The sequence below is a fragment of the Frondihabitans sp. GW821-FHT04F02 genome, assembly GCF_059420045.1.
Genome location: NZ_JBWKSZ010000004.1, coordinates 314121 through 337886, shown reverse-complemented (window position 1 = coordinate 337886; position 23766 = coordinate 314121). Strand labels below are relative to the sequence as shown.

At 70.4% G+C, this 23766-nt stretch carries 28 protein-coding genes; 5 read left to right on the top strand and 23 right to left on the bottom strand.

The window, feature by feature from the left end; genetic code table 11:
- Positions 1-19 precede the first annotated feature (19 nt).
- From AC07TY_RS13215 to AC07TY_RS13130, 18 genes are all read right to left on the bottom strand, one after another.
- Positions 20-511: a FliO/MopB family protein gene (locus AC07TY_RS13215; RefSeq protein WP_494785642.1), complete on the bottom strand. Its 492-nt coding sequence runs from the start codon at positions 509-511 to the stop codon at positions 20-22.
- A 2-nt stretch (positions 512-513) separates the two neighbouring features.
- On the bottom strand, positions 514-1194 hold the full coding sequence (fliN, locus tag AC07TY_RS13210) for a flagellar motor switch protein FliN (RefSeq protein WP_123506898.1): 681 nt from the start codon (positions 1192-1194) through the stop codon (positions 514-516).
- Positions 1191-2102 (bottom strand): flagellar motor switch protein FliM, encoded by a 912-nt coding sequence (locus tag AC07TY_RS13205; RefSeq protein ID WP_123506897.1) that lies wholly within the window; start codon positions 2100-2102, stop codon positions 1191-1193. The genes fliN and AC07TY_RS13205 overlap by 4 nt, the downstream gene beginning before the upstream one ends.
- 71 nt (positions 2103-2173) lie before the next feature.
- Entirely contained in the window at positions 2174-3076 is a 903-nt protein-coding gene (locus AC07TY_RS13200; protein WP_123507114.1) for an OmpA/MotB family protein, read from the bottom strand.
- A 53-nt stretch (positions 3077-3129) separates the two neighbouring features.
- Positions 3130-3942 carry a motility protein A gene (locus AC07TY_RS13195; RefSeq protein ID WP_488625371.1) on the bottom strand — a complete coding sequence of 271 codons (813 nt, stop codon included), beginning with the start codon at positions 3940-3942 and terminating at the stop codon, positions 3130-3132.
- A complete protein-coding gene (locus AC07TY_RS13190; protein ID WP_123506895.1) occupies positions 3942-4211 on the bottom strand; it encodes a flagellar FlbD family protein in 270 nt (89 codons plus the stop codon). The genes AC07TY_RS13195 and AC07TY_RS13190 overlap by 1 nt, the downstream gene beginning before the upstream one ends.
- A gap of 201 nt (positions 4212-4412) precedes the next feature.
- On the bottom strand, positions 4413-5585 hold the full coding sequence (locus AC07TY_RS13185) for a flagellar hook protein FlgE (protein ID WP_494785641.1): 1173 nt from the start codon (positions 5583-5585) through the stop codon (positions 4413-4415).
- 113 nt (positions 5586-5698) lie between these two features.
- Positions 5699-6148 (bottom strand): flagellar hook assembly protein FlgD, encoded by a 450-nt coding sequence (locus AC07TY_RS13180; RefSeq protein ID WP_123506893.1) that lies wholly within the window; start codon positions 6146-6148, stop codon positions 5699-5701.
- A 12-nt stretch (positions 6149-6160) separates the two neighbouring features.
- The gene (locus AC07TY_RS13175; protein WP_494785640.1) at positions 6161-7966 is read right to left on the bottom strand and encodes a flagellar hook-length control protein FliK; all 1806 of its coding nucleotides are present in this window, start codon (positions 7964-7966) and stop codon (positions 6161-6163) included.
- A complete protein-coding gene (locus tag AC07TY_RS13170) occupies positions 7963-8676 on the bottom strand; it encodes a C40 family peptidase (protein ID WP_123506891.1) in 714 nt (237 codons plus the stop codon). Before AC07TY_RS13170 ends, AC07TY_RS13175 begins: the two co-directional genes overlap by 4 nt.
- Positions 8673-9113, bottom strand: coding sequence for a flagellar FliJ family protein (locus AC07TY_RS13165; RefSeq protein ID WP_494785639.1), 441 nt, complete (start codon positions 9111-9113; stop codon positions 8673-8675). The genes AC07TY_RS13170 and AC07TY_RS13165 overlap by 4 nt, the downstream gene beginning before the upstream one ends.
- Positions 9110-10456, bottom strand: coding sequence for a FliI/YscN family ATPase (locus AC07TY_RS13160; protein WP_494785738.1), 1347 nt, complete (start codon positions 10454-10456; stop codon positions 9110-9112). The genes AC07TY_RS13165 and AC07TY_RS13160 overlap by 4 nt, the downstream gene beginning before the upstream one ends.
- Positions 10457-10458: 2 nt before the next feature.
- Positions 10459-11076: a FliH/SctL family protein gene (locus tag AC07TY_RS13155; protein WP_123506888.1), complete on the bottom strand. Its 618-nt coding sequence runs from the start codon at positions 11074-11076 to the stop codon at positions 10459-10461.
- Positions 11069-12094 carry a flagellar motor switch protein FliG gene (gene fliG, locus AC07TY_RS13150; protein ID WP_123506887.1) on the bottom strand — a complete coding sequence of 342 codons (1026 nt, stop codon included), beginning with the start codon at positions 12092-12094 and terminating at the stop codon, positions 11069-11071. The genes AC07TY_RS13155 and fliG overlap by 8 nt, the downstream gene beginning before the upstream one ends.
- Positions 12091-13773 carry a flagellar basal-body MS-ring/collar protein FliF gene (gene fliF / locus AC07TY_RS13145; RefSeq protein ID WP_494785638.1) on the bottom strand — a complete coding sequence of 561 codons (1683 nt, stop codon included), beginning with the start codon at positions 13771-13773 and terminating at the stop codon, positions 12091-12093. The genes fliG and fliF overlap by 4 nt, the downstream gene beginning before the upstream one ends.
- A complete protein-coding gene (fliE, locus tag AC07TY_RS13140; RefSeq protein WP_123506885.1) occupies positions 13773-14111 on the bottom strand; it encodes a flagellar hook-basal body complex protein FliE in 339 nt (112 codons plus the stop codon). Before fliE ends, fliF begins: the two co-directional genes overlap by 1 nt.
- Positions 14111-14506: a flagellar basal body rod protein FlgC gene (locus AC07TY_RS13135; protein ID WP_494785637.1), complete on the bottom strand. Its 396-nt coding sequence runs from the start codon at positions 14504-14506 to the stop codon at positions 14111-14113. The genes fliE and AC07TY_RS13135 overlap by 1 nt, the downstream gene beginning before the upstream one ends.
- Positions 14506-14847, bottom strand: coding sequence for a flagellar basal body rod protein FlgB (locus AC07TY_RS13130; RefSeq protein WP_123506883.1), 342 nt, complete (start codon positions 14845-14847; stop codon positions 14506-14508). Before AC07TY_RS13130 ends, AC07TY_RS13135 begins: the two co-directional genes overlap by 1 nt.
- A gap of 158 nt (positions 14848-15005) precedes the next feature.
- Here AC07TY_RS13130 and AC07TY_RS13125 point away from each other — a divergent pair, with 158 nt between their 5' ends.
- Positions 15006-15392: a DoxX family protein gene (locus AC07TY_RS13125; protein ID WP_494785636.1), complete on the top strand. Its 387-nt coding sequence runs from the start codon at positions 15006-15008 to the stop codon at positions 15390-15392.
- A 151-nt stretch (positions 15393-15543) separates the two neighbouring features.
- On the opposite strand, the gene AC07TY_RS13120 is transcribed toward AC07TY_RS13125, so the two are convergent.
- From AC07TY_RS13120 to AC07TY_RS13100, 5 genes are all read right to left on the bottom strand, one after another.
- Positions 15544-15843, bottom strand: coding sequence for a hypothetical protein (locus AC07TY_RS13120; RefSeq protein ID WP_148061220.1), 300 nt, complete (start codon positions 15841-15843; stop codon positions 15544-15546).
- Positions 15836-16282, bottom strand: coding sequence for a flagellar export chaperone FliS (gene fliS / locus AC07TY_RS13115; RefSeq protein ID WP_494785635.1), 447 nt, complete (start codon positions 16280-16282; stop codon positions 15836-15838). The genes AC07TY_RS13120 and fliS overlap by 8 nt, the downstream gene beginning before the upstream one ends.
- Positions 16283-16284: 2 nt before the next feature.
- Positions 16285-17685 carry a flagellar filament capping protein FliD gene (gene fliD / locus AC07TY_RS13110; RefSeq protein WP_494785634.1) on the bottom strand — a complete coding sequence of 467 codons (1401 nt, stop codon included), beginning with the start codon at positions 17683-17685 and terminating at the stop codon, positions 16285-16287.
- Between the two features lie 146 nt (positions 17686-17831).
- Entirely contained in the window at positions 17832-18986 is a 1155-nt protein-coding gene (locus AC07TY_RS13105; RefSeq protein ID WP_494785633.1) for a flagellin N-terminal helical domain-containing protein, read from the bottom strand.
- A gap of 112 nt (positions 18987-19098) precedes the next feature.
- Entirely contained in the window at positions 19099-19920 is an 822-nt protein-coding gene (locus AC07TY_RS13100; RefSeq protein ID WP_494785632.1) for a sigma-70 family RNA polymerase sigma factor, read from the bottom strand.
- A gap of 454 nt (positions 19921-20374) precedes the next feature.
- On the opposite strand from AC07TY_RS13100, the gene AC07TY_RS13095 reads away from it, so the two are divergent.
- The 4 genes from AC07TY_RS13095 to AC07TY_RS13080 are packed head-to-tail and all read left to right on the top strand — an operon-like array spanning position 20375 to position 23668.
- On the top strand, positions 20375-20863 hold the full coding sequence (locus AC07TY_RS13095; protein WP_494785631.1) for a flagellar protein FlgN: 489 nt from the start codon (positions 20375-20377) through the stop codon (positions 20861-20863).
- 2 nt (positions 20864-20865) lie between these two features.
- Positions 20866-22287 carry a flagellar hook-associated protein FlgK gene (flgK, locus tag AC07TY_RS13090; protein WP_494785630.1) on the top strand — a complete coding sequence of 474 codons (1422 nt, stop codon included), beginning with the start codon at positions 20866-20868 and terminating at the stop codon, positions 22285-22287.
- Positions 22287-23216, top strand: a complete 930-nt coding sequence (gene flgL, locus AC07TY_RS13085) for a flagellar hook-associated protein FlgL (RefSeq protein WP_494785629.1) — start codon at positions 22287-22289, stop codon at positions 23214-23216. The genes flgK and flgL overlap by 1 nt, the downstream gene beginning before the upstream one ends.
- Positions 23213-23668 carry a flagellar assembly protein FliW gene (locus tag AC07TY_RS13080; RefSeq protein WP_123506873.1) on the top strand — a complete coding sequence of 152 codons (456 nt, stop codon included), beginning with the start codon at positions 23213-23215 and terminating at the stop codon, positions 23666-23668. The genes flgL and AC07TY_RS13080 overlap by 4 nt, the downstream gene beginning before the upstream one ends.
- Positions 23669-23766 lie beyond the last annotated feature (98 nt).

The following is a 23766-nucleotide window of genomic DNA, read 5'->3' as shown; positions in this document are numbered from 1 at the left end:
CGGCGGAGGGGCGTGGTCGTCATGCTCGCTTCTGTGCTCTCATGGCGGCGGCGGCCTGCTTCCAGGTGCTCGCGGAGAGGATGGATCCCGCGATCGGCGAAGCCGGGACCGGAGCCGCGGCGGCAGCGCGGGCCGCGCGGCGGGGGCTGAGCACGACGGTCTCGACGGCGGGGGCCGGGGTCTGGTCGAGCACGTCCGCGAACGCGGACGCAGTCGTGGCGGCGACGGCCGGCGCGATGGCCGTGATCTTGGCGTCGGCGGGCGCCTGGCCCGATCCGAGGACGCTCACCTGGGTCTCGGTGACCCCGAGCACGTACCGGATGCCCTCGACGTCGACGACTGCGACGGAGGCCTTCCCCGAGAGGCCCTGGCGGGCCACCACGGTGACGTGCTTGGCCTGCTTGGCGCCGCGCCCTGTCTTCGCGGCGACCTTCTTCTGGATGAACCAGAGGAGGCCCAGCACCGCGGCGAGGGAGACGACGACCCGGAGGCCCAGGAAGAGGGTGTCCACGGTCAGATCTGTCCGTCCGCGAGGTCGAGGATCTGCGTGATGCGGACGGCGTAGTCCTGGTCGACGACGACGACCTCGCCGTGGGCGATGAGGCGCCCGTTGAGGAGGACGTCGGCGGGGGCGCCGGCTGAGCGGTCGAGCTCGATGACGGCGCCGGGCTCGAGGCCGAGCACGTCGCGGACCGACATGCGCGTGCGGCCGATCTCGACCGTGAGCGCCATCTCGACGTTGTTGATGCGGCCGAGCTTGTCGGCGACCGAGCCGACGAACGCGGGTGCGGTGCCGGCGACGGCACCGAACTCGCGGATGCGGACGACGAACCAGCCGACCGGGCGACCCGCGTCGACGAGCTCGAAGACGACGCTCTCGGAGTCGGCGGCGAGCGCCTGCGCGTCGGAGGCGACGACCTCGCCGAGCACGCCGGCGCCGAGTGCGTTCGCGGCGGCCTCGAGGGCCGGGCGGAGCAGGTCGGCGGCGGGCAGGCCGGCGGCGGCGCTGCCCGAGAGCTCGGTGACGAGCGCGAAGTCGGCCGACACGTCGCCGACGAACGTCGAGACGACGGCGTCGGCGAGGACGCCGACCGGGGCCGCCGCGGTGGGCTGCACCGACAGCGGGGTGCTCGACGGCAGGAGGTCGGCGAGCGCGTACGCGGCGGCCGAGTGCAGAGCGGTGGCGGTGGTCATGCGAGTCTCTCTTCGGTGGTGACGATGATGCCGGCGAGGCGGGAGCCGTTGGCTCCGACGGCGGCGCGACCGACGGGGATGCCGCCGACGGTGACGTCGAGCGGGCGGTGCGCGGGGTGCGGGAGGGCCAGGAGGTCGCCGACCGCGAGGTCGAGCACGGCCGAGGGCAGAACCCGAGCGGGCAGGAACTGCAGCCCGACGTCAACCGGCACCTGAGCGAGCTGCGCGTCGACGAGCTCGCGGGCGTTCGCCGTCGTGGCCATCGGGTTGGTCTCGCCGAGCTGCGGCAGCAGGATCTCGGCGGGAAGCGCGAGCGTGGCGGGCGCGGAGGCCTCGCCGACGCGGATCTCGAACGAGGCGACGATCATGAGGTCGCTCTTCGCGGCCGCCTGGGCGAACTGCGAGTTGTACTGGAAGCCGCCGACCGAGATCGGGGTGACCAGGAGCGAGCCGAGCGAGTAGCGGAGGTCTTCGAGCGCGTCGTCCATGAGGCGACGCACGAGAGCCTGCTCGATCGGGGTGAACTTGCGCTCGGGGAGCACTGTCGCGGCGGTGGTGGTGCCGCCGAGCATGTGGGTGACCCAGCCGAGGGCGGCCGCCGACGGGAACTGGATGACGGCCTTCGCCGTCACGCCGTCGAGCGGGCAGAGAACCATGGCGGTCGTGGCGGGGAGCGACGCGGCGAAGTCGTCGTAGGTGGTCATCTCGACCTGCTCGCAGGTCACCTGCGAGATGACGCGGACCTTGGCGGTCAGCTGCGTCCCCCACTGGCGCGCGAAGGTCTCGAAGCCCAGCTCCAGCACGCGCGAGTGCTCACGAGCGAGCGTCGTGGGGCGGCGGAAGTCGTAGACCTCGACCGAGCGCGCAGGTCGCTGCGTGCTCGGAGCTGTCTGGTCGAGGAGGGTCACGTGAATAGTTATCGGCCGACCCCGACCAGGCGTTAGAGATTTATCTCGATTGGTTTACTACTTGGTGCCGTCTACTTCATCGCGGCGGCCTCCGCGGCGGCGATCTTGGGGATGAGCGCGTTGACGTCGTCCTTCTGGTTCGAGAGCACGACGATGTCGACGCGGCGGTTCTTGGCCATGTCGGCGTCGGTCGACCCCTTCGACAGCGGCCGCGACGAGCCGTAGCCGACGGACTGGATCCGGTCGGCCGGCATGCCGCCCCGCTCGACGAGGTCGCGGAGCACCGCGGTGGCACGCGCCGCCGACAGCTCCCAGTTGGTCGCATACGGAGCGGTCGACGCTCGGGAGTCGGCGTGACCCTCCACCGAGACGTTGTGGCCCGCTGTCTTCAGCACGGGGGAGATGGCGTTCATGACCTGGTCGGCGATGGCCGACAGGTCGGCCGAGTTCGATCCGAAGAACGTCTCGGAGCCGACGAGCCGCACTGTCAGGCCGCGCGAGTCGAGGGTGAACTGCACGTCGTTCGTCAGGCCCTCCTGGGCGAGACGTGCGGCGATGGCCTTCTTGATCGAGGTGAGGTCGTCGACCTCGGCGGCGGCCGCCTTGGTGTTCGCCTTCTGCTGGGCGGGGGTGGCCTTGGCGGCGGCGGCAGCGGCCTGCTGCTTGGCGGTGGCGGCGGCCTTCGCAGTTCCGGCGCCCGATGCATCGCTGTTGGTCGCGGCGACGCCGTTCGCCGCGGCGGCGGTCTTGGCGTCGGTGTCGGACTTCGAGTAGCCGGCGCCCTCTTTCGTGGCGTCCTTCTTGTCGACGACGGTGCCCGACGCGGTGTCGACGTGCGACGACTTGGTCTGGCCGAAGCCGGTCGCCAGGGACTCCTTGAGGGCGGCGAACTTCTGGGCGTCGACGCTCGACATCGCGAACAGCACGAGGAAGAGGCACATGAGCACGGTGATCATGTCCATGTACGACGCCATCCAGCGCTCGTCGGGGTGCTCGTCGTGCTCCTCGACGTGCTTCTTGCGCTTGCTCACGCCGCGACGTCCTCTTTGTCGCTCACCTTGGTCGACTTGACCGTCTTGCCCTCGGCGGGGAGGTCGACCTTCGGCACCATCGCGCGGAGGCGGGCTCCGAGCAGGCGCGGCTGCGTGCCCTCCTGGATGGCGAGGACGCCCTCCATGAGCAGCGTCATCCGGGTGACCTCGAGCTCCATCATGCGCTTGATGCGGCCGGCGATCGGCAGCCAGATCAGGTTCGAGCTGATGAGACCCCACAGGGTCGCGATGAACGCCGACGCGATGAGGGGGCCGAGGGTGTCGGGCGACGAGAGGTTCTCGAGCACGTGGGTCAGCGAGACGACGGTGCCGATGATGCCGACGGTGGGGGCGAACCCGCCCAGCGTCATGAAGAAGCGGGCGGCCTGGCGCCACTGCGCGGTGCGGCCCTGGATCTCGTCTTCGAGCAGCTCGCGGAGCTCGTCGCCGTCGGTGCCGTCGGCGACGCTCTGCAGCGCGCCCTTCAGGAACGGGTCGTCGACGCCCTCGGCCTCCTGCTCGAGGGCGAGCAGGCCGTTGGCCCGCGCCTTCTCCGAGATGGCGACCAGGTCGTCGATGGCCTTCGTGGGGTTGGCCTTCTTCGCCAGGATCGACGGGAGGATCGACTTGAACGAGTTGATCGTGTCTTTCAGGGCACCCGAGGCGATGCCGACGCCGAGCGTCGTGCCGAAGACCAGCACCAGCGGCCCCGGAAGGAAGATGGACATGATCGAGACGTGCTCGATCGTCATCATGCCGACCAGTGCGCCGAAGGCGAGCACCAGGCCGATGAGCATTGCGGGATCCATCAGCGCTCGCCCCTCTTCTCGAAGGAGCCGGTCGTGACGAGACCCAGCGTGCGCTGAGGCGGCGAAGCCGGCTTCTCGTCGTACGCGAGCGACACGATGCGAGAGCGGTAGCGCGCTACCAGCTCGATCACCTCGGCCATCGTCTCGGTGACGATGAACTTCGCTCCGTCCACCATCACGAGGGTGGTGTCGGGGTTCTCGTGGATTCGCTCGATCAAGTCGGGGTTGATCGCGAACTGACTGTCATTGAGTCGTGTGACGACGATCATGGGCCCGTCCTAGGTCTGATTCTCGCGGTCCATCCGTGTCCCGCGAAGAGCGCTTCCTGCGCTGCTACTACTCACTATCGGCCGGAGATGAGGGGGCGTTAGGTTCGTGCGCCTCTTTTTCCGGTGGTTTTACGGGGCAGGAACTGCAGATGGCCGGCTTCGTGACGAAGCCGGCCATCTGCAGTTCCTGCGCTATCCCGTCTAGCGCTTGAGGTTCGTGAGCTCCTGCAGCACCTCGTCGGAGGTCGTGATGATGCGGGCGTTGGCCTGGAAGCCGCGCTGGGCGACGATCAGGTTCGTGAACTCCTGCGAGAGGTCGACGTTCGACATCTCGAGCGTGCCGCCGGCGAGGGCGCCGCGGCCGGGCTGGCCGGGGGCGCCGAGGGCCATCGCGCCCGAGTTCGACGACACGACGTAGCCGGAGTTGCCGACCTTCTCGAGGCCGGCCGGGTTCGTGAAGGTGGCGAGCGCGATCTGGCCGAGCTTCGAGGTGGTGCCGTTCGAGAAGGAGCCGACGAGGGTTCCGTCGGCCGAGATCGTGTAGCCGTTGAGCGTGCCGGCCTGGCGGCCGTTGACGTCCGAGACGGCGACGGTCGAGAGGGTGGCGAAGCCGGTGAGCGACGACATGTCGGTGGTGATGTCGCCGACGGTCAGCGAGCCGGAGGTGGTCTGCTTGCCGTTGGCGAAGGCCAGCGAGGTGGTGCCCTTGTTGCCCTGGCCGTCGTCGCCGGCGACGTCCCAGCCGGCGGCGGTCTTCGTGAAGTCGAGGGTCAGCGTGTGCTTGGTGCCCTGCTTGTCGTAGGCGTCGACGTCGCGCGTGATGACGGTGCCGGTGGCGGCGTCGCCCGGGAGGTTGCCGCCGACCTTCGCGGAGGTGGTCTCCTGGGCGGCCGAGGTGGCGCCGACGGGCAGCATGATGTCGGCCAGGCCGCCGTTGGTGTTGACGACGCCGTCGGTCGCGGGGTAGCCCTGGACGATCTTGCCGTCGGTGGTGGTGAGGCGGCCCTGGCTGTCGAAGTCGAACGAGCCGGCGCGGGTGTAGACGCTCTCGTTGCCGTTGCGGGTGACGAAGAAGCCGTCGCCCGAGATCATCAGGTCGGTCGCCTTGCCGGTCGCCTGGGCCGAGCCCTGCGAGAAGTTGGTGGTGATGCCGGCGACCTGCACGCCGAGGCCGACCTGGGCGGGGTTCGTGCCGCCGAGACCCTCCTGGGCGCCGCCGGCGCCGTGGGTGATCTGCGACAGGGTGTCCTGGAACACCGTCGACGACGACTTGAAGCCGACCGTGTTGACGTTGGCGATGTTGTTGCCGGTGACGTCGAGCATGGTCTGGTGGGCGCGGAGGCCGGCGATGCCGGAGTAGAGCGAGCGGAGCATGGGAGGGCCTTTCGAAAGGAAGGAAGTGTGTGTGAAGCGGCCTTCCGTGGCCGTGATGCCGGTCGCCGTCCGTGGCAGCCGAGGTGGAGCGGGGTCTGTGGTGGTGCTGTGCGTCAGGGGGTCGTGCTGGTCGCCGCCGACTTATCGACGATTCCCGAGATGGAGTCGAGGGGGACGTCCTTGCCGCCGACGCTCACCGTCGGCACGCTGCCGGCGAACGACACCGACGCGGCCGTGCCGGTCACCGAGGTACCCGACGCGTCGTCGTACGTGACCTGCTTGCCGACGAGGTTCGCGGCCGAGATCCGCATCTGGAGCGAGAAGTTCTCGTTGCCGGTCGTCGTGTTGTTCGTGACCTGCTCCATCATCGCCAGCTGCGTGGTCTGGCTGATCATGGCGTTGGTGTCCATCGGCGACGACGGGTCCTGGTTCTGCAGCTGCGAGACGAGCAGCTGCAGGAACATCTCGCTGTCCATCGACTGCTTCGGCGTGCGGGCCGTCGAAGTGGTGCTGGTGGCGGGAACGGACGTGGAGACCGTTCCGGTGATGCCGTCGAGTGCCATTCGGTAGTCCTTTCAGGCCATCACGTCGATGGAGGAGGAGGTGGGGTGCAGTGCGCGGGGCGCGGCGACAGAGGTGTCTTCGCTCTGACTATCGGCAGTCGCGCGGGATTCGGTAGCTTCTCCGGAGCGATCCGACTGGCCGGCGCCCTGGCCGAACGCGCCCGCGGCCTGCTGCTGCGGCTGGTTCTGGCTCGAGAGGTCGACGCTCGACTGGAGGCCGGCCGACTGCAGGTCGCGACGGAGATCCGGCAGGATCCCGCGCACCGCATCGCGGCCGGCCTCCGACTGCGCGAACAGCTCGACGTGCATCCCCTGCGCACTGACGTGCGCGCGGACCGTCATCGGGCCCAGGGCGTCCGGCGAGAGCTGCACGGTCACGACGTGGTCGCCGCTTCCGGCGGCAGCGAGCGTGAACACCGGGCGGGCGAGCTGCGTGTGCAGGGGCATCGGGGCGGCAGGGGCTCCCGAAGGGGCGGCGGCCGACGGCGCGGCGGGGGCGGTCTGCTGGACCTGTGCGAACGCGGCGGCGGAGTCGACGGCGACGGCCGCCGTGCCCTGCGCGGCCGGGGCCGCCGGCGCGACGGCGGCCGGCAGGCCGGAGCCGGACTGGCCCTGTGCGGCCTGGCCCGAGCCGGGCTGGCCCTGGGGGGAGGCGCCGGAGGCGGCGGACTGGACGGCAGCGGAGGCCGCGTCGGCGGTGCGGACGACGGGGCCGTCGGCCGGGGGTGCCGTGGTCGGCGCGGCGGCGAGGGCAGCGGCCGTCGAGGTCGGGCCGGCGGCGGCGGCCGAGCCGGTCGCGGGCATAGCGGTGGCGGCCGCGGTCGTCGCGGTGGCGGCGGGCGGGGCTGCGGTCGGGGCCGGGGCAGTCGGCGCTGCGGCCATCGAAGCGGCGGCGGTCGAAGCGGCGCCGATCGACGCGGCACCGATCGATGCTGCGCTGGTCGGCGCGATGGCGCTCGGCGCTGCGGCCGTCGAGAACTCAGGGGCGGTGCTCGCGACGGGTGCGCCGACCGGGCTCGTGACGGCGGCGACCGTGCTTCGACCCTGAGTTGTCGACGGGGCGGCGGCGGCGAGAGCGGCCGGCGCGGCGGCTAGGGCGGCCGGCGCGGCGGCTAGGGCGGCGGCCGGCGCGGCGGAGGCCGTCGGCGCGACAACCGACGACGCGGTGCCGGTCGACGACGCGGTGCCGGTCGACAACTCAGGGGCGATGCCCGCGGCGGCGGCGGACTGCGGGGCGGCGCCGGCGAGCTGCGCGCCTCGAGCCTGAATCGCCGCGAGGCCTGCGGAGGCAGGGGCGGCCGCGAGCGGAACGGGGCCGCCGGACGGCGCGGTGCTGGTGGGCGCTGCCGCCGTCGACAACTCAGGGGCGGTGCTCGCTGCAGCCGACGCCAGGGCGGCGAGCACGACGGGTGCGACGCTCGAACCCTGAATTGCCAGCCCGGCGGGGACGGCGATCGGGGCCGCGTCGTCTTTCGCGTCCGGGCTCCCGTCTTCGCTCGTGGACGCGTCCCGCGGCGCGTGGTCGCGCGGCGTGACGGCCTTCGCGGCCTCGCCCGAAGCGGCGCGGCCGGAAGCCGAAGCGGAAGGGCCAGCGGCGGGACCGGCAGAAGCCGAACCAGCAGCGCCGGAACCAGCCCCGGGCGAGCCTGCGGCAGCCTGACCGCCCTTGCCCGCGGCATCGCGCGCCGGAGCCGCTGCACCCTGCATCGCGTCGCCGAACGAGGCGGCGGACGCCGGCGAGTCGGCGGACGACGACGAGCCAGGACGCGCGGGCGCCGCGGTGAGCGCGTCGGCGACCGACGGCATCGCCGGGCTCACGCGGCGCTCCCCGAGGAGGCCATGAGCTGCTGGAGCGCGGCGTTGACGAGATCGGACTTCGACGAGCTGCCGGAGACGGGCTGCGTCGTGGCGGCGGTCGAGGGGACGATGCGGCGGATCTCTCCGATGTCGGCGTCCGTGAGGTAGTTGTCGATGATCCTGACGTCCTTTCCGGGGCGCGGCGCGTGGAGGATCTTGCCGTCGCCGAGGTAGATCACGATGTGACCCTCGTCCTTGGTGGTGATGATGTCGCCGGCCTTCGCGTGGGCGAGGTCGGGCACCTTGACGCCCATGTTCGCCTGGTCGGGCACGACGCGCGGCATGGTGATGCCGAGGTCCTTGAAGACGGTCTGGACGAGGCCGGAGCAGTCCATCCCGCTGGTCGTGGTGCCGCCGAACACGTAGGGCACGCCGAGGTACTTCTTGGCGTCGGCCACCACGTCGGCGCCGGTGACGCCGTTGGCGACGAGGCCCCCGGTCGGGCTCGCCGGCGTGGCCGCCGTACCCGCGGTCGAGTCGAGCGCGTCGGTGCTGGTCGCGGTCGTCGCGGTCGCGTCGGTCGTGGCTCCGGCCGCGGCGAGCGCGGACGCGAACGTCGAGGCGCCGTCGGTCGAGGCGGTCGACGAGGTGGACGACGGCAGGCCGGACTGGATCTCGGCGATGGTGCTCTGGATCTGGGAGATCCGAGAGAGGACGTCGGTGACGCTCATGACAGCTCCTCCTGGTCGGCGGGTCGGAAACGGTTGGTGGCGATCTCGTCGAGAGCGAGCTGCTCGTCGCGGAGGTCCTTCTCGCGCTCGGCGAGCAGGTGGCGCTCCTCGAGCTTCTCGAGGGCGACGGAGCGGGCGCGGGCGGCGTTGAACTCGACCTGCGCCTCCGCGGCGGCGACACGGTGGGCGTCGGCGACGGCGTCGAGCTCGGCGATCATGCCGCGGGTCGAGGCCCGGGCCGCCGCGACAGCGGTGAGGGTGGCGGCGTCGGTGATGATCGCGTTCCTGCCGGCGGCGTCCTCGAGGGTGCGCTCGGCGCGGGCGCGGCGCTCGGCCACGTCGCGGATGCGTTGGTTGGCCTGAGAGAGCTCGGCCAGCGCCTTCTGCTGCTGGGCGTGCCGGACTCGGAGGAGGCCGGCGAGCGAGAACGTCTTCACAGGGCGGCCCCCAGCGTGCGGGCGAGCGCGATGAGCTGCGCCCAGGCGGCTTCGGACGGCGTCTGGTCGTCCATCGTCTGCTGCAGGAAGCGGTCGATCTCGCCCTGGTGCGCGACGGCCGCGTCGACCAGCGGGTTCGATCCCGACTGGTAGGCGCCCACGTCGATGAGGTCCTGGGCGGCGCGACGAGCGGCCATGACCATGCGGAGGTGCTTCGCGGCGGCCGTCTGCTCCCTCGTGATGACCTTCGAGGCCACGCGCGAGATCGAGCCGAGTACGTCGATCGACGGGAAGTGGCCGGTGACCGCGAGCTTCCGGTCGAGGACGACGTGGCCGTCGAGGATGCTGCGGGCGGCGTCGGCGATCGGCTCGTTGTGGTCGTCGCCGTCCACGAGCACGGTATAGAGGCCGGTGACCGAGCCCTGCACGTCGGTGCCGGCGCGCTCGAGCAGGTTGGCGAGCGTCGAGAACGTCGACGGCGGGTAGCCCCGGGTCGCCGGCGGCTCGCCGACCGAGAGGCCGATCTCGCGCTGGGCCATGGCCACGCGGGTGAGCGAGTCCATCATCAGCACGACGTCCGAGCCGGTGTCGCGGAACGACTCCGCGATGCGGGTCGCCACGAAGGCGGCACGCAGGCGCATCAGCGCGGGCTCGTCGGAGGTCGAGACGACGACGACCGAGCGCGCGAGGCCCTCCGGGCCGAGATCGTCTTCCAGGAACTCGCGCACCTCTCGTCCGCGCTCGCCGATCAGGGCGATCACGCTGACCTCGGCATCCGTGCCTCGGGCGATCATCGACAGCAGCGACGACTTCCCGACGCCGGAGCCCGCGAACAGGCCCATGCGCTGGCCGCGGCCGGCGGTGGTGAGCGTGTCGAGGGCGCGGACGCCGAGCTGAAGGGGCGTGTCGATGCGGGCGCGCTGCATCGAGTTGGGCGTCGCGTGGTCGACGGGCACGAGCTCGTCGAACTGCAGCGGGCCCTTGCCGTCGATCGGGCGGCCGAGTCCGTCGAGCACGCGCCCGAACAGGCCGCGGCCGGTCGGCACGAGGATGGGGCGGCCGGTGGGGCGGACCGCCATTCCCGAGCGGACGCCGGTCATCGGCGCGAGGGGCATGATGCGGACGCCGTCGCGGGTGGCAGCGACGACCTCGGCGATGCGCTCCTCCGGCAGGCCGGCGGGTCCGACGATCGGGTCGCCGACCGAGACGAGGTCGCCGATGGCGACGTCGAGTCCGGACACGCCGATGCCGAGGCCGACGACGCTCGACACCACGCCGATGCGCAGGGGTCGCGCAGCGCGCGACGCCTCCGCCAGACGGGGTGCGATGTCGAGGGTGGCGATGCTCACGCGACTCCCCCGGTGGCCGGCTGCGCGCCCGTCAGCGCCTGCTCGGCGCGGGCGAGCGCGGTCGAGAGCGCGGCGTCGATGAAGCCGGCGCGCAGGTCGGCCTGGGCGTCGCCGCGGCCGAGCGACGGGTCGGCGACGAGCTTCACGCCGAGCGAGTCGGCCTGGCCGTCGAGGAGGGAGAGGTCGGACGGGTTCAGGCGCACGACGACCACGTCGGCGGGGTCGACGTCCGACAGGGCCCGCGTGAGCGCGGCGATGACGGTCGACGACGGATTGGTCTCGACCTCGTAGCCGAGGATCGCCGCCGCCAGCTGGAGCGAGGTGACCAGCAGGGTCTCCTGCGCTTCGGTGCGGAGCGCCGTCTGGCGGTCGTCGATGGCTCGCGCCGACGCCACCATGATGGCGGCGGCCGCGGCGGAGCGCGCGTCGGCCTGCGCCACGGCGGCGTCGCGCTCGGCGACGAGCTGCGCGCGGAGGGCGGCCGTCTCGGCGGCGGCGGCGCGGAGGCCGGCCGCGTAGCCCGCGGCGTGACCGCGCTCGGACGCCTCGTTCTCGCGTGCGGCGGTGATCGGGTTGCGGAGGACGGGGAACGCCGCCTGGACGAAGCTACTCAACGAGGGCCTCCTCGTCGCCGCGCTGCACGGTGATCGCGCCCTGGGCCTCGAGCTCGCGGATCGCGGTGACGACCGAGGCGCGGGCCTCTTCGACCTGCGACATGCGGACCGGGCCGGCGGCGCGGATCTCGTCGTCCAGGAGCTCGCGGTTGCGCTCCGACACGTTCGCGCGGATGACCTCGGTGACGGCCTCGGGAGCGCCCTTCATGGCGATCGCGAGCACGGCCGCGTCGATGCCGCGCAGCACCTGCTGCACGTCGCGGGCGTCGAGCTTGACGATGTCGACGAAGGTGAGCATGCGCGAGCGAACCTCTTCGGCGAGCGCCGGGTCGCGCGCCTCGAGGCCCTCGAGGAGGATGCGCTCGGTGGCCGCGTCGGAGCGGTTGATGATGTCGACGAGGGGCTGGATGCCTCCGACGGCCTCGACCTGCTCGCGCGGGGCGACGACGGCGCCGGCGCGGACCTTGAGGGTCTGCGCGACGATCCCGACGGCCTCGGGGGTGGCGGTGCCCATCGTGGCGATGGCCTGCGCGACGTCGGTGCGGAGCGACACGTCGAGGCCGACGAGCACGGCCGACGCCTGGTCGGCGGCGAGGTGCGCGAGCACGAGGGCGATGGTCTGGGGCAGCTCGCCGTCGAGGAGGGTGAGCAGCTGGCCGGAGTCGGCGGCCTCGAGGAACTCGAACGAGCGGCCGGCCATGGACGACGCGAGGCGCTCCATGACGCCGGCGGCCTTCTCGGAACCGAACGACGCCTCGAGCAGCCCGACGGCGAAGTCGCGGCCGCCGCGGCGGGTCAGACGACCCTGCGTGGTGAGGTCGTGGAACTCGCCCACGGCCTCGTCGGCGACGGACGACTCGACGCGGCGCATCTTGACCAGCTCGGCCGTGATCTCGTCGGCCTCGGCCTCGCTGAACTTCTGCATGACGGCGGCCGCGCGGACCTGGTCCATCTGCATGAGGATGACGGCGACCTTCTGGGCGCCGGTCAGCTCGGCCGCCTTGGTGACGGGGCTCATACCGGCTGCCTGTCATCGAGGAGCCCGCGGAGCAGCTCGGCGGTGCGGTCGGGGTCGGAGGCGGCCAGGGCGTCGATCTCGGCGCGCTTGCGCTCCATCGAGGCGCCCTCGGGGTCGAGCGACGGGATCTGCGCGGTCACAGCCGTGCGGGGCTGCGAGGCCTCGAGGAGGCGGCGCTGCTCGGCGGCGTCGAGAGCCATCTGCTTGGTCTCGGCGTCGCCGGGCCAGGTGGTCGCGACCGACGAGATCTCGCCGAGGTCGATGTCCTCGCGCTCCTGCTTGCGACCGCGGCGGGTCAGCAGGAAGAGGGCGATGAGCAGCGGGATCGCGATTCCGCCGATGGTGGCGGCCGTCTTGATCAGCGAGTTCTTGCTGTCGGCGGCGGCCTGGGCGTTCGCCGACTTGAGAGCGGCGGCGGCGGCCTTGGCACCGGTGGTGCTGAAGCTCACGGACTGGACGCTGACGGAGTCGCCGCGGGTCTTGTCGACGCCGGCCGCCTTCGAGACGAGGTCCGAGATCGCGGTGAGGCTGGTGCCGCCGGCGACCGAGCTGTTGATGGCGACCGAGATGGTCTGCTTCGTCAGCTGGCCCGCGGGGATCGACGTGGTCTCGGTGGTCTTGTCGACGGCGTTGTTCTTGGTCGCCGACTCGTTGACGTAGCCGCCGTCGGTGGCCGACGCGGAGGGGTCGGATGCGGAGGGGTCGGATGCGGAGCCGGAGGGGACGGCGATGTTGTCGGGGCCCAGGACGCCGGTCGTGCCGGTGCTGCCGGATCCTGCGCCGCTGCCGTAGGACTCCTTGGTGCTGGACTCGCTGAGCGGAGCCGCGCCGCCGGTGGGAGCCGTGTACGACTCGGTGACCTTGGTGCCCGACGACTGGTTCATGTCGGCGGCGACGACGACGGTCGAGTTGCCGGCGCCGAGCACCTTGTCGAGCATCGCCTGGACGTTGGACTGCACGCGGCTCTCGTAGTCGCTGGACTGCTTGGACGACGAGCCGGTGGTGCCGGTGCCGACGGCAGAGAGCACGTTGCCGGAGGCGTCGACGACGGAGACGTCGGTCGGCTTCATGCCCTCGATCGAGGCGGAGGTGAGGTGGACGATCGCGTCGACCTGGTCGGTCGACAGCGTGACGCCCGACTTCGGCTGCACGAACACCGACGCCGTGGGGTCGGTCTTCTCGTCGGCGAAGACGGTCTCGGCGGGGATCGCGAGCTGGACGCTGGCGGCCTGGATGCCGTCCATGGCCATGATCGTCTTGGCGAGCTCGCCCTCGATCGCGCGCTTGTAGGTGACGTTCTGCTGGAACTCCGACGAGGTGACGCCCATCGTGTCGAGCAGCGAGTAGCCGCCCGAGTTGTCGGCGGGGAGGCCGGCCGATGCGGCTTTGAGGCGCTCGGCGTACACCTGCGACTGCGGCACCAGGATCGTGGAGCCGCCGTCGGTGAGCTGGTAGGGGACGCCGTCGGTGGTGAGCTGGTCGACGACCGACGACGCGTCGGTGGCGGCGAGGCCGGTGAAGAGCGGCGTGTACGAGGGCTTGGTGAGCCACGAGGTGAGGGCGATGCCGCCGAGCACGAGCACTGCGACGCCGATGACGGCGAGAGTGCGCTGGGCGACGGTGAAGGCCTGGATCTTGCTCTGCAGGCCGGTCAGCATGGAGCGGAGTGCGGGGGGCATCAGGCCTGCATCCTCATGATCTCGTTGAACGCGTCGACGCCCTTGTTGCGGACGGCGGAGACGAGCTCGAGGGTGACCTGCGCGCGGGTCGCCGCGATGGTGGCGGTGTGGACGTCGTCGAGGTCGCCGGTGACGGCCTTGACCGCCAGGTCTTGCGACTGGCCCTGCAGCGACTGCAGGCCGTCGATGACGTTGCCGAAGCTGCCGGCGCCGGTGGTCGGCGTCGCGTCCATGCCGTTGATCTGCGAGGCGTCCTGAGTCGCGCCCACGTTCGAGACGCCGGAGTTGAGGGCGGTCGAACCGACGGGGAAGGTCCCGTTGACGGGGTAAATGGGCATCAGTTGCGTCCGATCTCAAGTGCTGCTTCGTAGCTTGTCTTCGCGCGGTCGACGACCGCAGCGTTCGCCTGGTAGCCGCGCTGGGCCATGATCAGGTCGGCCATCTGGGTGCCGAGGTCGACGTCGGGCATCCGGACGTAGCCGTTCTTGTCGGCCTGGGGGTCGTCGGGCGAGTACGTGACCCGGCCGGCGGCGCTGCCGAACGCAGCTCCCTTGACGTAGACGCCCGAGACGCCGTCACCCTCCTGCACCTCGACATAGCGCGCCTGGAAGGCGGCCTCCGACATCGGCTTGACGGTGTTGACGTTGGCGATGTTGTCCGAGATGGCGTCCATCCACTTGCGGTGGACGGTGAGGCCCGTGCTCGCGATCCCGATCGCGTCGAACATGCCCATCAGCTGCTCCTCAGAACGGAGCGGACGCTGGTGAGCACGTTGTTCTCGGCCTGGGTGGCGAACTGGTACTGGAGCACCGTCGTCGTGTTGCTGAGCGTCTCGGTGTCGAGGTTGACGTTGTTGCCGTCCTCGTTGGTGGGCTCGAGCGAGCGGGCCATGGTGGCGGTGGTCGAACCGCTGCCCGCCTTGACGGAGGCCGCGAGGGCGTCTTCGAACGAGACCCGCTCGGCGGTGTAGCCGGGGGTGTTGATGTTCGCGATGTTGTTCGCGATCGCCTTCTGGCGCAGGGAGAGCCCGTCGAGGGCGCTCTCCAGAGCTCGGGAGGTCACGGATTCCAGCACGTCGGCTCGCTTCGCGGTTGCAAGTGGCGGGGCGGCCGATCCGTGGCCTGATGAGGTGAGCGATCCGTGCTCACTGTGCTCTATCGGCCGGGTGAGGCGATGGCGTTAGGGGTGGTTCGCTCCCGACCGCCCCCGTCTTCGGGGGGCATCATTGACGGATGTCCGTTCCCCGTACCGCCGCACGCCTCCTGCTCGGCGGCATCCTCGTCTTCGCCGGCGCCTCGCACCTCACCTTCGCGCGCGAGCCCTTTCAGGCGCAGGTGCCGAAGTCGATCACCGACAACACCCCGCTGACCATCGACCAGGTCGTGCTCGCCTCGGGAGTCGTCGAGATGGCGCTCGGCGCGGCGATCGCCTCGGGCATCCAGCGGCGCGCGGTCGGCAGCCTGGCGGCGACCTTCTTCACCGCGATCTTCCCCGGCAACCTGTCGCAGCTGCTCAAGCGCGAAGACGCATTCGGGCTCGACACCGACAAGAAGCGCGCGCTGCGCCTGCTCGGGCAGCCGCTGCTCGTCGCGTGGTCGCTTTGGTCGACCCGCAAGTAGCGAGCCCCGGGCGCAGGAACTCGGGGTGGCCGGGTTCCCCAGAGACCTCGCCGCGCCGCGGCAAGAAGGGCGCCGCGGCGTGGGCCGTGACGCCGGACGACCGAGGCTTGTCCGAGGTCCGGTGCCGCGACACGCGTCGCGGCAAGAAGATTCAGCCGGTGGCGTCGAGATAGACCGCGCGATCGGAATCCCGCGCTGCAGGAACCGATTTCAGTGCGGCCAGGTGCTTGACCACAGTGCGGCGGGCCTCCAGCACGCGCTGGATCGCGGACTTCTGGGCGTCCTGCACCTCGCGGGCGCGCTCGACGAGGTCGGCGGGCAGCGGGCCGAGGTCGGCCTGGGGGGTCCACGCCGAGGGGGCGTAGGCGCTGTCGCCCGAGGCGCCGGCGACGGCCTCCATCTCGGCGAGCGCGTCGAGCCAGGCCTGACGGGTCTCTTCCGACCTAGGCAACGCCGAGGCTCCCGCCCAGGTAGGTGGGGGTGTCGATCGTGGCGGCACCCGCGGCCGGGATCGAGGCGGCGGCCTCGTGCCACGCCTGGCGGAGCGGCTCGAGGAGGCCGATGGCCTCGCGGGTCAGCTCGACGTTGCGGCGCACGTTGGCGTTGACGAGGGCGACCGACACGTAGGTGTACAGGGCCTGGAGCTCGACGCCGCCCTCCCAGAGCTCGACGCGGAGCGACGTGGTGAGCTCGGAGACGATGGCCTGGGCGTGGAGGAGGTTCTCGGAGGCGGTGGCCCAGGATCCTGCGCCCTGTGCCGCTTCTGCCCGGCCGAGGTCGAGGAGGAGGCGGTCGTACAGCATGGTGAGGAGCCGGGTCGGCGTCGCCGAGAGGATGGCCTCGCGCTCGTAGGCGCTGCGCTGGGCGGTGTGCCCGAAGGTCATGGTCATTTCTAGGCCCCGGTGTAGACGGTCGGCAGGCCTGCGAGCGAGCTCGTGAGCGACGACGACTGCGAGTTGAGTGTGGAGAGCTGGGTCTCGAGGGTCGCATACTGCTTCTCGAGGGCGGCCCGGCGGTCGGTCAGGCGAAGGGTCCACTCGTCGACCTGCTTGTTGAGGTTCGTGACGATGGACTGCTGTCCGTTGATGACGCTGGTGATCTGCCCGGTGTACGAGTCGGATGCCGTGGTGGCCGCGGCGGCCACGCGGGTGGCGAGGGTCGCGAGCATCGACTGCGTGCCCTCGGGGTCGGAGGCGAGGGCCGACGCGAACTTGTCCGCGTCGAACTGGAAGTTGCCGTCTTTGGTGATGCTGACGCCGATGGACGAGGGCGACTTGCCGTTGACGGGCATCGACGCAGCGCTGACGATCGCCTGGTTGACGCCCCGAACCGTGCTGTCGCCTGTGAAGGGACCGCCGGAGACCACCGTGTTGCCTGACGAGTCGGTGCTGTTGACGACGGAGCTCTTGGTCGAGATGAGCGCGAGCACGCCGTTGATGCCGCTGACGAGGCCGGAGGCGACGGAGGTCGCTGCGGTCGTGTTCTGCGCGATCGTGATGGTCAGCGGATCCGAGGAGGCTTTGGTCACGCTGACTGCGACGCCCGGCAGCAGGTTGTTGAACGTGTTGGTCGAGGAGGTGATGGTCTGCTCGGCCGAGCTTCCCGCGTAGAGAGTGACCTGGGCATCCTGCGCCGTCTTGATCACGGCAGCGCCGGACTGCGTCAGGACGTTGGCGGCCGTGCCGCCGGCGACCTCCGACGAGGTGCCCGCATAGATCTGGAAGTCGCTCTTCGCGCCCGTCGCCGAGGCGGAGAACTGGATGCGGTACTGCGCGACGCCCGAGGCGTCGGTGCCCGCGGCCACCTTGAGAGCCTTGACGCCGGCGCTGGACGAGTTGACGGCCGACACGATGTCGTCGAGCGACGTCGATTTGGGAGTGATGGAGGTGCTGGTGCCGTCGGCACCGACGATGGTGAGGGCGGCAGGATCCGCGGCCCACTTCGTCATCGCGGCGCTGACGCCGACCTTGGCCTGGGCGACGGCACCGACGGTGATGTCGAAGCTGCCGGGAGCAGCGGTGGTCGAGGCGGTCGCAGTGGCGTACGGCGACGATGAGGTCGCGGTGAAGAGCGCGAGCGATGTAGCCGACTTGGCGCCGGCGGCGGTCGTCGCGAGAGCGGCGACCTGCTGATTCAGGCCCTGGAGCGCGCTGATGGTGGTCTGGGTCGTGGTGACCTTGGTCTTGAGGAGCGTCTGAGGCTGAGCCTCGGCGGTCATCAGGGAGTTGATGAGCGAGGTCGTGTCGAGGCCCGAGACGAGGCCGTCGATTCCGAGTCCGGAGGTGGATGCCATGCGCTGCTCCCTTCGATGTCGTGGCGGCACGAGTTGTTGTCCGCGGGGCGGGTGTCGAGAGAACCCGAACTCTCTCCCGACGCCCGACCCCGCGGACGATGGTGCTTACTGCGGTGCTGCTACTGCTGTGCGGCTACCGATGCCGATTAGCGAAGGAGCGACAGAACACCCTGGGTGCTCTGGTTCGCCTGGGCGAGCATGGCCGTGCCGGCCTGCGAGAGGATGTTGGCACGGGTGTACTTGACCATTTCCTGAGCCATGTCGGTGTCGGTGATGCGCGACTCGGCGGCGGTGAGGTTCTCCTGGGCGACGTTCGTCACGTTGATGGCGTGGTCGAAGCGGTTCTGGACGGCGCCGAGGCCGGCGCGAGCGGTCGAGATCGCGGTGATCTGCGTGTCGAGCAGCGTGATCGCGGCCTGTGCGTGAGCGGCGGTGTCGAACTGGAGACCCGTGCCGGTTCCGGCAGCGCCGGTCCCGACGCCCGTGATGGTCGACGAGGTGACGTCGCCACCGTTCTTCGCCTGGACGGCGACACCGGTCGCGACGCCATCGGCATCGCGGGTCACGGTGGCGCTGAAGCCGGCGGAGAAGTTGGAGTCCTTGTTCAGTGCAGCGGCGACATCGTCGACCGAGGTGAAGGCGACGCCTCCATTGAGCTCGCCCAGAGTCGCCGTCGTCACGACGCCGTCCTTGGTCGAGGTGAAGGTGGCGCCCGCGGCGGTGTCGACCGCAGCGGCCGAGGTGACGGCGAAGTTGGTCGAGGCAGCAGCGTTCTTCAGCGTGGCGGCGATGTTCTTGACGTTCGCACCTGACAGGTCGACCTGGATCTGGCTGTTGGCGTCGCCGTTCGCACCGACCTGGAAGTTCAGGCTGTTGGACGAACCGTCGAGGAGCTTGATGCCGTTGAAGTTGGTCGAGCCGGAGATGCGGGTGAGCTCGTCGGTCAGCGCCGAGACCTCCGTGGTGATCGCCTTGCGCGAGTCGTCGTTGTTCGAGTCGTTACCGGCCTGAACAGCGAGGTCGCGCATGCGCTGAAGGATCGACTGCGTCTCGGTGAGTCCACCTTCAGCAGTCTGGACGACGGAGACGCCGTCCTGGGCGTTGCGGGCGGCGACCGTGAGGCCACCGACCTGCGACTTGAGCCCCTCGGAGATGGCGAGGCCTGCAGCATCGTCAGCGGCGCGGTTGATTCGGAGACCCGACGACAACTTCTCGAGCGAGGAGCTGAGCGAGTTCTGCGTGCTGCTGAGGTTGCGGTAGGTGTTGTTCGCCGCGAGGTTGGTGTTGATCTGGAAACCCATGATGTTGCTCTCTTCCGTGATTGTTTGGGGTGGTGCTGCCGCCCATCCGTGGGCTGACACTGGTAGCTATCGGCGGCCCCTGCCGGTCCGTTAGCTAAATCTCAAAAACTTTTCAGCTGGCGACTGCAACGCGCGGCGCGGCACTGTCGTGCATCGCGATGCCGATGCCGGCGACGGCGTTCCCGGCGACACGGGCGAGGTAGGCGGCGCGGCGAGCGGGCGCGGTGCGCGACTCGTGGACGACCTCGGCGTTGTCGTCGGACGCATAGTGGGTGTTGAGGCCGTCGCGGAGGAGGCGGATCGCCTCGGTGCGCTGCTGCGAGACGGCGGAGTGCGTGATGCCGAGCTCCTCGGCGACCTCGGTGACGCTGCGGTCGCCGAAGTAGACGTTCTCGATGATGAAGCGCATCTTCTCGGGGAGGGCGTCGACAGCGGCGCGGAGGTAGCGGGTGCGCTCCTGCTCGAGCAGCGTCTCCTCGGGGAGGATGATGTCGGCGGCCAGCTGGTCGGCGACGGTCTCGTCGATGGCCGACACGGTGCGCGAGGCGTCGGTGAGGGCATCGGCGGCGGTCTGGCGGTCGACGCCGAGCGACGAGGCGATCTCGTCGACGTTCGGGGTGCGTCCGAGGGCGGCGGTCAGGGTCTCCTGCGTCGCGAGGGTCTCCTTGATGCGCTTGCGGGTGGCGCGGCTGGCCCAGTCGCTCGAGCGCATGTCGTCGGCGAAGGCCCCCATGATGCGGGTGCGGGCGTAGGCGCCGAACGGCACGCCCTGCGTGGGGTCGAAGGCGTCGGCGGCCTGGACGAGGGCGAGGGCGCCGGCCGAGGCCAGGTCGTCACGGCTGAGGTGCGTCGCCTTGGCGCACACCTCGGAGACGAGGTAGCCCACGAGCGGGAGGTTCTGAACCACCATCGCGTTGCGTTCCGTCTTGTTCATCGTGACCCCTGAGTAGGCATGACGAATAACCCCGGCGGCAGAGCGCGCCGAAGCGATTCGAGTGGAAGGTGCCGCGGTCGCGGCGGGAGAGTTCGTGGAGTCCGGCTCGTCCCTAGCGGTCCGCCGGCGGTGTCGGAGTGATCTTTCCGACACCCATAACGCTAGAGGGGCGCAACCCCCGAAAACTAGGCCGAAATGGCCCCACTCCGGGGGTTTGGGGTGTCGTCATTTAGGGGGACAGACAGCAATTTTCCCGCATATTCACCCCCGTAAGGGGAGTTGTGACGGGGCGGTCGGGAGCCGGGGTGCCAGGCCCGTGTCGACCATTCGGGGGGCACGGATATCGCACGAAGTCTCGATCGCCTCTAACGCCCTGTGCCGCCCTGCCGATAGTGGTCGTTGTGAGCCGGACGGCCACCTGCGGCACAGATCGCAGCCAAGACGTGGAGGGACCGTGGGCGTGAACGAATTGTCCGCCGTGCTCTGGCGTGAGAGGGAGCTCCTGGAGCTCCTCACGTTCAAGCTGGAAGAGGAGCAGCTGCTCCTCACCGCCGGGAAGTCCCGGTGGATCGAGCACGCGACCCGCGAGGTCGAGCAGGTGCTCGACCGCCTGCGCTCCGCGGGCCTCGAGCGGACCGTCGAAGTCGCCGTCGTCGCCGAGGAGTGGGGGACCGACTCCGAGATGCCTCTGCGCGAGCTCGTCGAGCACGCGCCCGACGGGCCCTGGGCCGACATCTTCTCCTCCCACCTCCGCGCGATGACGGAATTGACTCGGCAGATCAAGCAGCTGCGCGACGAGAACGAGCAGTTCCTGCGCGCCGCCGCCCGCTCCACCCAGGAGACCCTCGCGACCGCGTCGTCCGATCCCTCTCTCTACGACTCCCACGGGGCCGGCCGCGCTGCTGCTGCCTCGACGAGCCACCTGTTCGACGGAGCCCTCTGACCATGAGCACGTTCTCCGGACTCAATACGGCCTACCGCGGGCTGAGCGCGGCGCGCGCAGGTCTCGACGTCGTCGGTCAGAACATCGCGAACGCCGGGACGGAAGGCTATACGCGCCAGCGGGTGACCACCTCCTCCATCTCGGCTGTGCAGCCCGGTCTCTTCTCGACCGGCACGAACATCGGTCAGGGCGTCTCGATCGACGGCTACGCCCGCATCGGCGACGCGCAACTCGACACGCAGGTGCGCGCCACCTCGTCGTCCGCCGGCTACGGCACGGTTCGATCCGGCGTGCTGTCGACCCTGGAGGGTTCCCTCAACGAGCCCGGCGACACGGGCCTGTCCGCGCAGCTCGCCCACTTCTGGTCGGGCTGGGGCGACGTCTCGAACGAACCCGGGGCGTCCTCCCCTGCCTCCGCACTGCTCGGGCAAGCGCAGGAAATCGCCGACACCATCAAGACCGGGTATCAGAGCGTCAGCAGCCAGTGGTCCGCCGCTCGCACCAGCGTCTCCGGCATGGCCGACGACCTCAACGCCGCGGCGAAGCAGGTGGCCGAGCTCAACAAGCAGATCCAGCAGGGCCTCACTACGGGCGGGTCCGTCAACGAGCTCGTCGACCAGCGCAACCTCCTCACCGAGAAGATCGCCGGCCTCGCCGGAGGCACCGTCCATGCCAACACCGACGGGACCGTCGACGTGCTCATAGGCGGAAACGCGATCGTGAGCGGCATCACTGCCCGCAGCGTGCAGGTCACGGGCTCGACCACCCTCGACGGCGCGGCCTCCTCGCCTGCGACCCTCGAGTGGACCCACCGCCCAGGAGCCTCCGTCGGCCTCGACGGCGGGCAGATCGCGGGTGCCCTGTCCGTCCTCGCCCCGGCCGACGCCAACGGCACCGGTGGAGTCCTCGCCGAGGCAGCCGCCAGCTACAACGCTTTCGCGACGAAGCTCGCGTCGTCAGTCAACTCGGTCTACTCGACCGGGACTTCGCCGAACGGCGCCACCGGCGCCAACTTCTTCGCGATCTCTCCCACCGGCCCCGCAGCCATGGGCCTCTCGGTGGTTCCGACGACCGCCGACCAGATCCAGGCGGGCGCCACCGGTGCAGGTGCCCTTGACGGCACCGTCGCCGACAAGATCGCGAACATCGGTACCCAGGCCGACGCCCCCGACCGAACCTGGGCCGCATTCGTCACATCGACCGGTGCTCTCGCCAAGTCGGAGATCGCCTCGTCCGACCGCGCGACCGTCGCCGCCACGGCGGCCAAGACTCAGCAGACCTCCACGGCCGGTGTCGATCTCGACGAGGAGAACGTGAACATGCTCACCTTCCAGCACGCGTACCAGGGCGCCGCCCGCGTCATGACGGCCGTCGACGAAATGCTCGACACCCTCATCAACCGCACCGGACGAGTGGGCCTCTGATGCTCGGACGCGTCACCAACCAGACCCAGGCCTTCGCCGCGCAACGTCAGCTGCAGGCGAGTGCGGCCCGTCTCCAGCAGCTGCAGGGGCAGGCCACCTCGCTCAAGGCGATCTCGGTTCCCTCCGACGATCCGACCGCCACCGGTCAGTCGCTGCTCGTCCGCGGGCAGCAGGCGGCGAACGCTCAGTACTCCCGCAACGCTGACAACGGAGTGGGCTGGCTGAGCACCACCGATACGGCGATGTCGAACACGCAGAACATCCTCAACCGCATCCGCGACCTCACGGTCCAAGGCGCGAACGACGGCTCGATGGACGCCACCGCGAAAGAGGCCATCGCCACCGAGCTGACCGGCCTCAAGAGCGACCTGCTCGCAGCCGCGAACACCACGTTCCAAGGTCGCTCCGTGTTCGCTGGCTCGTCCGACGCGGGTGTCGCCTTCACGCCTGGCACGACCACGACCGACCCTGCGACAGGCGTTGTCACGACGACCGAGCCCACCTTCACCGGTACGGCTGGCTCGAGCGTGCAGCGGCGAATTGCCGACGGCACCACGGTCAAGGTCGACACCGACGGCTCCGCCGTCTTCGGATCGGCCGACGACTCGGTGTTCAAGCTCGTCGACGACATCGTCTCCGACCTCCGCTCCGGGGTGAACGTGGGCTCACGCCTGAACGAGATCGACAGCCGCATGACCGCCGTCCGCGGCGCGTGGGGCGACGTCGGAACCCGGCAGTCGCAGCTCGAACGCGCCCAGGACACATTGAAGACGTCGTCCGTATCGCTGGAGAACCAGCGATCCGGCATCGAGGACCTCGACCTGTCGAAAGTGATCCTCGACCTCCAGACCCAGCAAGTCTCTTACAACGCCGCCCTCGCTGTGACCGCCAAGGTGATCCAGCCGACCCTGATGGACTTCCTCCGATGAGCGCTTCTCTCTCCTTCGTCACGCCCCCTCCCGGCCTCGACCCCCTCGTCGATTTCACCCTCGACGAGATCAGCGGCGCCGCCGGCCTGTACTCGCTGCACGCGAGCGACGAGCCGGCAAAGCGCCTGTTCGTGGTCGACGCGTCGGTGCACCTCGGGCACTACTCGCCCGAGATCTCGACCGAGCAGGCCGACCTCCTCGGCCTCACCACCCCGGCCGACGCGCTCCTGCTGGTCGTCGCCAACCCGGCCCCGGAGGGCACGACCGTGAACCTGATGGCTCCGATCGTCGTCAACGTGACCACCGGCGCCGCGGCCCAGCTGATCCTCGACGAGCAGGAGTGGCCGCTCCGCGCGCCGCTGGCCCCTGCCCGTGCGGCGGCTCCCGCCGCCCGACCGGCGGCGACGCCGGCGTCCGTGGCGTCGCGGGCGAAGGCTCCCGTCCTCGCCTGACCTCCCCGGAGATCGACCACCGGGGGCGGTGAAACGGGCCCGGCCGCGCCGCCGAGCGCGCCGCACAGCCCAAACGCCCCGTCAACGACTACCCTCGA